At 49.1% G+C, this 10,379-nt stretch carries 9 protein-coding genes; 2 read left to right on the forward strand and 7 right to left on the reverse strand.

Features of this window, described 5'->3' with window-relative positions:
• Positions 1-240 precede the first annotated feature (240 nt).
• From A372_RS0109735 to A372_RS0109755, 5 genes are all read right to left on the reverse strand, one after another.
• Entirely contained in the window at positions 241-1,512 is a 1,272-nt protein-coding gene (locus A372_RS0109735) for an adenosylhomocysteinase (protein ID WP_019420653.1), read from the reverse strand.
• A 59-nt stretch (positions 1,513-1,571) separates the two neighbouring features.
• Positions 1,572-3,197: a bacillithiol biosynthesis cysteine-adding enzyme BshC gene (bshC, locus tag A372_RS0109740; RefSeq protein ID WP_019420654.1), complete on the reverse strand. Its 1,626-nt coding sequence runs from the start codon at positions 3,195-3,197 to the stop codon at positions 1,572-1,574.
• A gap of 105 nt (positions 3,198-3,302) precedes the next feature.
• Positions 3,303-3,689 carry a DUF3397 domain-containing protein gene (locus tag A372_RS0109745; RefSeq protein ID WP_019420655.1) on the reverse strand — a complete coding sequence of 129 codons (387 nt, stop codon included), beginning with the start codon at positions 3,687-3,689 and terminating at the stop codon, positions 3,303-3,305.
• A 97-nt stretch (positions 3,690-3,786) separates the two neighbouring features.
• Complete coding sequence (locus A372_RS0109750; protein ID WP_019420656.1) at positions 3,787-4,779, reverse strand: ketopantoate reductase family protein; 993 nt, start codon at positions 4,777-4,779, stop codon at positions 3,787-3,789.
• Positions 4,780-4,964: 185 nt separating this feature from the next.
• Positions 4,965-5,609: an RsfA family transcriptional regulator gene (locus tag A372_RS0109755; RefSeq protein ID WP_019420657.1), complete on the reverse strand. Its 645-nt coding sequence runs from the start codon at positions 5,607-5,609 to the stop codon at positions 4,965-4,967.
• Positions 5,610-5,953: 344 nt separating this feature from the next.
• Here A372_RS0109755 and A372_RS0109760 point away from each other — a divergent pair, with 344 nt between their 5' ends.
• Entirely contained in the window at positions 5,954-6,190 is a 237-nt protein-coding gene (locus tag A372_RS0109760) for a DUF2626 domain-containing protein (protein ID WP_019420658.1), read from the forward strand.
• A gap of 163 nt (positions 6,191-6,353) precedes the next feature.
• Here A372_RS0109760 and A372_RS0109765 read toward each other — a convergent pair whose 3' ends face one another.
• The gene (locus A372_RS0109765) at positions 6,354-7,334 is read right to left on the reverse strand and encodes an SAM-dependent methyltransferase (RefSeq protein WP_019420659.1); all 981 of its coding nucleotides are present in this window, start codon (positions 7,332-7,334) and stop codon (positions 6,354-6,356) included.
• Between the two features lie 344 nt (positions 7,335-7,678).
• Here A372_RS0109765 and A372_RS0109770 point away from each other — a divergent pair, with 344 nt between their 5' ends.
• On the forward strand, positions 7,679-8,791 hold the full coding sequence (locus A372_RS0109770; RefSeq protein WP_019420660.1) for a hypothetical protein: 1,113 nt from the start codon (positions 7,679-7,681) through the stop codon (positions 8,789-8,791).
• 52 nt (positions 8,792-8,843) lie between these two features.
• Here the strand turns inward: A372_RS0109770 and A372_RS0109775 are convergent, their stop codons facing one another.
• The gene (locus tag A372_RS0109775; protein ID WP_019420661.1) at positions 8,844-10,238 is read right to left on the reverse strand and encodes an extracellular solute-binding protein; all 1,395 of its coding nucleotides are present in this window, start codon (positions 10,236-10,238) and stop codon (positions 8,844-8,846) included.
• Positions 10,239-10,379 lie beyond the last annotated feature (141 nt).

The raw sequence follows: 10,379 nt of genomic DNA on the forward strand, positions 1-10,379 counted from the left end.
CAGCTTTCTCATTGAAGGTGGGTTCATCCCTGTAGCCCACTATTCCAACAATTCAGAAAATGAGCACGATACCGCTTCAATACCAAGCTATTCATTACGCAATCTGAAGCATTGGGAGAGTGGATAAAAGATGCCGCCACCAGCTTCATGGCTGATGACGGCATTGTTCTACATACGTATTCCTGATCTCTTAGGATGCTTCGTGATAAAAAGGGTCTTCGAGAACGACCTCTTGTCCGATTAATGCTCTTGCCAGCTGTCGAGGTAGGAAGCTTGCTCAGCGGTCAGCTTGTCAATGGAAATGCCAAGCGACTCCAGCTTGAAGCGAGCTACCTGCTCATCCAGTTCATAAGGCACATTGACCACTGCCTTGCCGATGCGCTCGTATTGCTCGTTCACATACTTCAACGACATCGCTTGCAGCGCAAATGTCATGTCCATAATCTCAGCCGGATGCCCGTCGCCTGCGGCCAAGTTGACCAAGCGGCCTTCCGCGAGCACATAAATGCTGCGTCCATCCTTCAGCTTGTATTCTTGAATGTTCTTGCGAACCGTGCGCACGCCTTGCGAACGTGCTTCCAATTCCGGCTTGTTCACCTCGATATCAAAGTGACCGGCATTGGACAGAATAGCGCCATTCTTCATCACATCGTAATGTTCGCCGCGGATGACGTCACGATTCCCCGTCACGGTGACGAAGATATCTCCGATGCGGGCCGCTTCGCTCATCGGCAGTACTGTGAAGCCATCCATATAGGCTTCCACACCTTTAATCGCGTCGATTTCCGTCACGACGACGTTCGCACCAAGGCCCTTCGCGCGCATCGCCACGCCTTTACCGCACCAGCCGTATCCGACTACTACGACGGTCTTGCCGGCAACAACCAAGTTCGTCGTGCGGTTAATGCCGTCCCAGACGGATTGACCCGTTCCGTAACGATTGTCGAACAAATATTTGCAGAACGCATCGTTTACCGCAACCATCGGGAATTGAAGCGTACCGTCTTTCTCCATCGCTTTCAAACGCAGAATGCCTGTCGTCGTCTCCTCCGCACCGCCGCGCACTTGGTCTCTCAAGTCAGGTCGCTCCGAGTGAAGGATCGAAATCAAATCGCCGCCGTCATCGATGATCAGATCCGGCTTCGTCTCCAGCGTCTGAATCAGCAACTGCTTATACTCTTCTGGTTCCGGATCATACTTTGCAAATACCGTAATTCCGTCTTCCACAAGCGCCGCACATACGTCATCTTGCGTAGACAACGGATTGCTGCCAGTTATCGTCACCTGTGCGCCCCCGGCTTGAACCACTTTGGCAAGATAAGCCGTCTTCGCTTCCAAGTGCAGCGAAATGGCCACCTTCAAGCCTTTGAATGGCTGCTCAGCTTCAAATTGTTCGCGAATGCGATTCAATACAGGCATATGAGCCTGCACCCAATCAATCTTTAAATGACCTTCCGGAGCTAAAGCGATATCACGGATAACACTGTTGTTTACAGCATTTGCGTTATTCATCGGTACGTTCATCCTCCCACATCATAATTAGTTGGCATTCCTCACCTTACTGACGTGTTCTAAAGCGTAATCAGGCGATGCTCGCCTTTCCATACGACCGGTGCATCCATCACCGGCTTGAACCAACCTTCCCCGTAACGACAGGCATACATGATCATATTCAAGACTCTCTCTTGCGGTTTGTTATTCGGGTGCAGCGTCACCTTCAGCCGTTCCCATTGCCGCAGGCCAGATTCATGCTGCTTCTGCAATGCGTCCTTTGCCCGATGATGGAGGAAATCAATCTGCTCCAACACCTTGGCATGATTCGTCTCGCCGAGACGGCCTAGAGCAGGCAGCGCATCATTCAGGACACTCAGCATGTCGCGATAACGCGCATCTACATCATGGCGCAGCTCGCCGAAGCGATCATCCAGATGAAGTTCATCCTGCGACTTCAACCACAATTCCTTCTTCTCTTCATAATGATGGATGACATCCTCTGCCGTCAAATCATATTTGACAAGCAGCTTCTGGAGCGTGCCTTCCATACATGTGAAGCTCATTCTCGGCCAAATAAGCGGCATCCGCATGCCAAGCGTCCGAAACGCTTGCTTCGTCTGCGCCCAGTAAGCAATCTCACCAGGGCCAAGCACCGTTGCCAGTACCGGAAATAAAAATTCTTGCATTAAAGGGCGTGTCAAGACATTGTTGCTAAGTTCCTGCGGGCAAGCCCCCGCTTTATTCAGCAACTCCGCTTTGCTCCATGAGAGCGTACGATGCCGATCGACAAAGCTGCCGTTCTCTTTGTGGAGCAGTTGACGCTCTCCTTCATGAATGACAAATAAGTTTGCACTGTGTTCAGAACGCTCCGCTTGTGGTGTATAGCCCATTGTGCGCAGATCTTGCTCGCTCTTGGCATAGGCTTCCTCCAAGCTATCGTTCTCCTCGATGATGGCTTGGAACATCGGAGCTTCCAGCTTCCGGATGGCTGGATCGGCTGAATCGATCAGCACAAGCCCGTACTCCCCAAACAGCCGCCCTATCATGTGAGCAAAAGCGTCTGAGAGCGTAGAATACTTCGCCATTTGCCGAAGCTCATCCATCAGTGCTGGTTTGAATTCGGTAGACGGCATCAACTCCTCTACTTCCGCCAGCACGGACTCCCATGCGGACACTTCAAGCTTCACGTGGCTGACCGGGGCTCGCAAGTCGTGAGGTTTCCCGATACGAATCCGCTGCACTGCCGGCTCCTGATTCAATACATAAGTATGATTGACTTCATCGAAGTCATGGTCCTCTCCGGCAATCCAAAATACCGGAACGACCGGACGTCCTAGTCTGGCTTCTGCTTCCTGCGCCATACGAATAATGGATACCGCTTTATATATAACTAGCAGCGGTCCTGTCAGCAAGCCTCCCTGCTGGCCTCCCACGACGACGAGTGCCTCGCTCTGCACCAATCGATCAATGGCTTCCATCACGGCCGGGCAGTTGTTCATCTGTTGATTATATCGGCGCAGCACCTGTGCCAGTTCGGAGCGATCCGCTCTCAGATGCTCAGCTCCGTCCAGCCATTCGGCCCGTTTCTCCACATCTTCATCCGGATGAAACTCGTATAGTGATTGTATAACGGACGATTGATGTTCGATATAATGAGCTGCCAACGGTTGTTGAACCGGAATGTGCAACAATGGCCATGTCATGTAAGCCGCCTCCCTCTCTCTATCGTCTCGATTGTACACAATGCGGCTTCCATCCGTCAAAGCAGGTTATGCAATGAAATTCGTCAATATATGTATCATGCCGTGCTACACGCTTGCCCAATATACAATAATGCCAATAAAGAGCAGTATTATGTACAAAAAACTTAAAATAAAAAATGAAATTCTCCAAATCATGCGTGCAAGTTTGCGTATATCGATTTGTCCGGTCTTGCGGTGCTGCAGCCCTCCAAAGAGCCCTGCAGCAATTAATATTATAAACAATATCCAATAGAACCCGGACTTCGAATCTAAAATTGTATTATAAAGTCCGCCGACCGAGGCAATGAGAAATGCGGTCGTAACATCCATCGCCAGCATAAATGCTTTCTTTTTCGGGCTAATCCAGAATGAACCGATAAACCAAGCTATAATAAACGGAAAAAAAGGAAGAATCGAAAACAGGACAAAACCATCTGACAATAACTTCAACATTGTCGTTAAGGCTCACTCCTTTCGGGTAATAGTGCGTGTTCAAAAGAGCACTTTCAAAGGGAACTTTTTGAACATCCTCTAATAGGTGACTTGGCTGTTAGAACTGGCTTGCCTGGATGAGACGGTACACCATTACATGTGCAGGTGTATCAACTGAATGCACTTCCCCGAGCCGGATGATCGCTCCCGTAATGGCATCGCATTCCGTCTTGCGGCCCTCTAGTATATCCTGCAGCATGGAGGAAGTATTATTAGCTGTCATGCGGCAAATGGTTACGACGCGCTCCCAATCCGTCTCTACGTCCACTTTCAACTTCGCCGCTTCATAGACGGCAACCACTTCATAAAACAGCTCCTTCATTATAGAAATGCGTTCCTCGGTAGCGAGCAGTTGCCCATTCTTCACTCGCAGCAGCGCGGTCAACGGATTAATAACTGCGTTGACAAGCAGCTTTTGATAGATCATTTCTTCGATGTTGTTCGACACAAACGCCTGAAATCCTGCATTTTCTAGCAAGTTCTTTGTCGGTAAACATAAAAAATCAAGTGGAAGATGTTTCTTATTATTCGATGGGATGGCCGGACCGATCCATGTCGAGCCTAACCCTGTATGAACGACTTCATTCCACGACTGCCTGCGGGCCGCCTCCGTCGTCACAGCAAGCCCCATTGCATCGACAGGCCACGCGCCAGATAAGGCTTCCGCATGCCCTACACCGTTCTGGAAACAAATAAGCGCCGCATCTGTCGCGCGCCGCATCTTGCGCAAGGACTCGAGCAGCATCGGCTGAATATGTGTTTGCTTAACGAACAGCCATATGAGGTGAACCTTCTCATCGGCTGCATGTAGAATAGAATAAGCTTCTTCCAGAGGGTAAGCCTCCATTCCGGATACATGCAAGGTTTGTCCTTGATGGTCGGTATATATGATGCCCTCTGCTTGAATGGCCCGAGCTTGCTCTGCCGTCCGGGTCCATAGACGAACCCCGCTGAGCTGTTCCTCTCCCATGGACCATCTAGAACGGCTGGCGTGGAGACGGGCCGCACACAGCATCCCGAGCGACCCTGCGCCGATAATATCGATACGCATCCCTATCTCTCCTTGTGCTTTTTTTCTCTAGTTCCTTAGTTATAACAGACAGACTCGAAAAAAACAAAAAAAGCGCCAAGTGAGAGGTTCTTCTCTCGCCAGGTGCTTTCCTTGCCGCTGCTGTTATCATCTAGAAGCTATCGGGGTTGTTCAAAAAATCCCCTTTTGCTCAAGAAGCATAATGCTTATTCAATGCGCTCCAAGTTCCCGTTCGCATCCATGCGAAAACGCGTCTTCGTGTCCTCTTCTTCCTCGCTCAAGATGGCTAATCGACGGGCTCGGTCCATAATTTGTATAAGCGCTTTATAATCATCATTTACAGTACGGTAATCGGTCTGCACAGCATTCACTTGTCTGGAAAGCTGTTCATTCTCTTGCCGCAGGCGATTGCACTGCTCCTCTTTGTCTTGCAATTCTTTCTCCATATGCTTCATGTGGCGAGATATATCTTGATAGTTATTTCGCCATTGACGCAAGTAACGAATGACCATATCCATAGAAAGGGAGTCTTCAGTAATCATCTCTGATTTTAACGTAACTTCTTCCCCTTCATTCAGCACAATAGATGCCACCTGTGCACCTAAAGGCTGCTTTTTCAAAAAGTTTCGTTTTTGTCGCTGCGCCTTCGCCAATTGAATCGCGGCTTCATATTTTTTACGCACACAACTGTTCCACCGGAATCCGCAAGCTGCCGACGTACGGCCAATCTTTTCTCCGACCTCCTCAAACGCAGCCAGCTGCGTGCTGCCCTCTCGGATATGCCGTAATGTTACTTCCGCCAAAATTAAATCATCGTCCGCTGTCCATGCATCTTGTCTAATTGCTGTCATGCTATAACCTCCTAACGACATCGCTCATCATATTCGTTGTATACAGCCCCCCTTTCCGACCAACAATAACAAAGTGTTGAAACGAGGAAGGACCGACGGTAATAAACCGCTTATTCCATCTCTATGCCCATGGTAGAGTTCATAGAATCTATCGGATATTAAAATGTATATCCATTTTTCCTAGGAAACATACGTGCGTGTGTCCATGCGTTATATCACATTTCTATGGCGCTCACATAAAAGATTTTCCAATTCGCCACGTTTAACAGTTTACACAAAGTACCATCAGGGCTATAATGTCATTAGAAAAAGTTGGTCCGATCGTAACGAGAGGGGGATGAATCGTGGCACGGATGTATCGCGTACTCGGCTTCTGGACATTAGTCATCGGTCTGATGGCGTTTGCTGGAGATATGATTGAAATGGCATTGTTGTTCTTCATGCAGACCGCCTTCTTCGTGTTGTTAGGTTATTTGAAATTGTCAGAGCGTACATATATACTCCTGTTCTGGGCGTACATGATTGTATGCTTTAGCGGTTTTTCGTACTGGACCGTCTTTATCATGGGCAAGCCATTCTAGGCTGCCTTACCTGTTCTGACGAATTGACCGTAATGACGTAATGCTTTACGGAAGCGGTTACGAACAAGAACGGCCGAAACCCTTAGGGTTTCGGCCGTTCTCTATTTTTTAAACGATGCATAGCTGGTCAATCATCATTGCAGGCGCCACCGGTCAATTGCCGTTAGGTGGCACGGGACAAGAGCAAAACGTGAAACCGTTCGCTCATTTGATCGCTTAACAACAGTTGCCGTATCGCCCGATTCCGGCGCGATTCCGGGCTGAACGGATCGAGGCTGCAATGATTCTGCAATTCATTCAACAACCCTTGTTCCAACAAGAACGCTTTCTGGGTGGAATACCCTGTAATCCATGCATTTGCTTGCTTGGCAACACGCTGGCATATTTCGAAATCAACCATAGACGTCATGTCCTGCTCTCCGATATGAATCCATGGGTTATCGTGCGCTTGGTGGCGGTGATAACACATCAGTGTCCCTTCCATCCGGTGGGCAGCCGTTAGTTCGTTCGTATCGTCACCGTAATCAATGAACACGAACTCCGCCTCTTGTGCCTGGTGCAGCACGTTGCTTAACCAGATGGACATGGCCATACCCGCGTCGAAGATCTGGTTATCCGATAGTTCGACATGATGACGCTCCAACCAGTCAATGACCTCGGAAGCCGCTGTCATCCACCGTGGCATGAACTGTTCTTTCTCGGCATCCCATGTGACGAAGCACTGTTCATATCGTCCGTCACGGTGACGAACCCGCTCCACGGGAAAGGCGTCAAGCAATTCATTTGCGATAAAGAAGATCCGGCGTTGCGCCGCTTCCTGGCGAAACGTCTCCTCGTCCCACCAAAGCACTGAGATGTGCTCGCTCTCCATGAGCTGTCTTGACACCCGCTGATGATACGGGCTCATTTCAATAACCGCGTGCTGATAGCCTTCGAAGCGGTCAAGCCGCAAGCGCTGATGGATTTGTGATGCGAGGCGCCCCGTGCCTGCACCCCATTCTACAATCGTAATCGTGCTGGGATCCCAGCCTCGTTCATTCGCGCGCCGCTGTATATATACGGCCAGCATGTCACCCATTATCGTGCCGATATTCGAGCTTGTGTAGAAGTCTCCGTCCCGGCCAATCTTGGGGCGGTCCGACATATAATAGCCCTCCGTTGAGTGGTATAAACATATCTCCATAAACTTTGAGAAAGGGATGGCTTTACAGGAAGAAAGCTCGATTTGGTTAATTAAGTATTGAATGAGAACGGAGTTAGGCTGATAATGAAACATGCAGTCCTTCCTTTCTGCTCTGTTAGAGGTTGTTTAGAAAGCCCTCTTTCGATCACGAACCGTTAAAATTTGTCCAACGATATTGACCTATCATCCATTCGTCCATACATAGCTTTGCATGACGATTATTGCGATAGTATGTAAACAGGTCATGTCCAACTACATCCCAACATACGATAATGTTGTGCAAACCGTTTAAAGGGGGTACCCTGATGCAACAAGTTAAGCGTGTGCACCGCGCACTTATTACGCTGCTAATCATTCTATTTATCGTTTCCTTGGTCCCCGGTGCGACACGCGCAGAGCCGACAATGCCAGCGGCATGGAACAAGCAGCCGTCCGAAGAGGAGAAGCAATTGCTCCAGCAGAGCTTGTCCATCACCGAGCTCGACAAAGAAATTGAGCGGATTTCGGCACGAGAATCCGAAGCGGCCGCCAGCCGCAAGCAGACAGAGTCCGAGATTCTGAAGCAGGAAGCGGCTTTTGAGAACAAACGAGAGCAAGCGGGACGTGTCCTGCGCGCTTATTATATCGGTGAACGCGACATGATGCTGCAAGCTATCATGTCTGCGGATGAACTTGATGATTTGTTCATGTTGCTTGATTATTTTCGACTACTTTTTTATTCGGACCAAGAAATATTGGAGGAATACTCCAATCAGCTGACCAAACTGAATCAACTGCGGCGTAGTTTGGCTCAAACCGAACACGAGCTTACTGAAGTGCGTAAGCGGTTAGTCAATCAGCGCGGGCGCTTAATTACACTGCGGGAGAAATTCGATACGAATCTGGCTGACAGCAGCGACCCGCAAGCGATGAGCCGACTCATTCAAGAATTCACAACCTATTGGAAGAATGTCGGGCTCTTCGAAGTTAGACACTATTTCCGCGCACTAGCCGACGCGATGCAGAAGCTCCCCGATTTCGTGCAAAAAAGTGGGAGTATTAGCATGAACGGCAAAAACTATACGATAACGATACAAGAGGAACAGCTCAATCAATTTCTACGAGAGCAGGATCCGATATTCGAACAGTTCTTCTTCCGGTTCAAAGAAGGTGTCATTGCGGCAGAAGGAGAGCGTTCCGGCCTAAGCGTCCATATTGAAGGCCGCTATACATTGGAAGCAGAGCCCGAGAACAGAATTCTGTTTCATGTGGATCAAATGCTGTTCAACGGGTTAGAACTTCCAGATACAACGCGTCAAGATTTGGAGCAAGAATTTGATCTCGGGTTCTATCCACAGAAGCTCGTTTCTTTCTTAGAAGCAACTGACGTCGCCATTACTGATAAACAAATCACAGTACAATTAACGGTCAAATGGTAGAGCAAACAAAGAATCAGCAGATTATTCATCCATTGTCTGCTGATTCTTCTTTCTATTTCTTCGGCCAAGCCTGATTTAATTGGGCTTTAGTCAAATCCGCATCCATCCACCGCCGAACGGAGGCCATCCAGGACTCCAACGGTCCTGCCTTCTGGATTAGATTGATTTCGTTGACATCATAGGGCAGAAAAGGCTGAGGCAGCCACTGAAGGATGTCCTTCCACGGCTCCATGTAGGCTTGTTCGTGCACAGGAAGTACGGATAACGTATCATACCAATCATGCTGGACAGATAGACGCGTCATGTAATCAATCCAACGCCTTGCTTCGGCTTCGTTAGGTGAATGTGCAGCGATAACGTAACTGCGGCTGGCCACCCATAGCCCCGCCGGCAGCTTGACTTCTCCCGGCGGCTCAATGACGAGCGGATCGCTTACTTCCAATACGGCTTCTGAGTATGGGACGATGGCAAAGCCGATTTCTCCGGATTTCAGCAAATCCCATGTCTCACTGCCGCTAGCTTCCTTCTTCCATGCTTTAAAGTGGGTGAGGTACGGTTCTAGCTCTGACACGTGTTGACTCCATGTTACAGCTGTCGCCCCCGCTCCGTTTACCGTACGCGTGGTGACCCAGTCTTTCTGTCCGTCCGGTGATGGATTGGACTCGGGCATGAGAAGGCCAAGACGCCACAGCATGGATAGCAGCGCATAATCATCCTGCTCATGCCAAGCAAACCATGTTGCCGGCAGTTGATCGGTGGGAGGTGTCTCGTCCGACGGTACTGCAGTCTGGTCCTCCTTCTTCGGCTCTCCGCCGCCTAACGCGCCAGAACCCTGCTGACCAACCGATGGTAAAGAAGTCTCCTTCGATGCAAACAACTGCTTCCAGTCCTCCCATTTCGATGGAAGCGGCGTTCCGAACTTGAGCTTGTCTTTATTCCATACCAACACATACGGATCCAACTGTGCGGGCTCTGCCCATGTATATCCGTTCCACTTAATCCGATCGTTCAACCAAGCTGGAGATGCTTCACTGCCATTGGAAGATGGCTCCATCGGGAGCAGCCACCCTTTTTGGGCATACCATTTGACTGAGTTGCTGTCCGTCAATATTATATCCGCGCTGTCTTGCATTTGCAGCTCACGCGGCCATTGTTCTGATACCTGTTCATCATTTGCGTTCACAAGTTCAACGAAGATGCCCGTTTCATCTATAAACGTCTGGTTCAATTTGCGCATCTGAATGAAAGACATCGGCGATAAGTGAACAGCGACTTTCAACTGCTTCCATGTTTCATTCTTCTTCGACTGTGGAGGATGCTTGGCAACCTCGTTCTGTGAAGGCTCCGATTCCGTGAACGTTGGAACGATGCCGCTGAACTGAGAGAGTAAGAGTAACGAAATGACGATCATCAATACAGCTACTAGCGTCTTTTTCAGGTTTGGCATCGCTCTCTCCTTCCCATTATCAGATCATTCAAATCAATATTCCTATTGTAGCACTCAAGTCCGATCCTTGTCCCCTAAGCAAAGCAAATCTTTTTAAGAAAAAAGAGCCTATGGCACTATAAACTGTACCCTTTGTAAAGG

It is taken from the genome of Paenibacillus sp. OSY-SE (assembly GCF_000283315.1).
Lineage (GTDB): Bacteria > Bacillota > Bacilli > Paenibacillales > Paenibacillaceae > Paenibacillus_B > Paenibacillus_B profundus.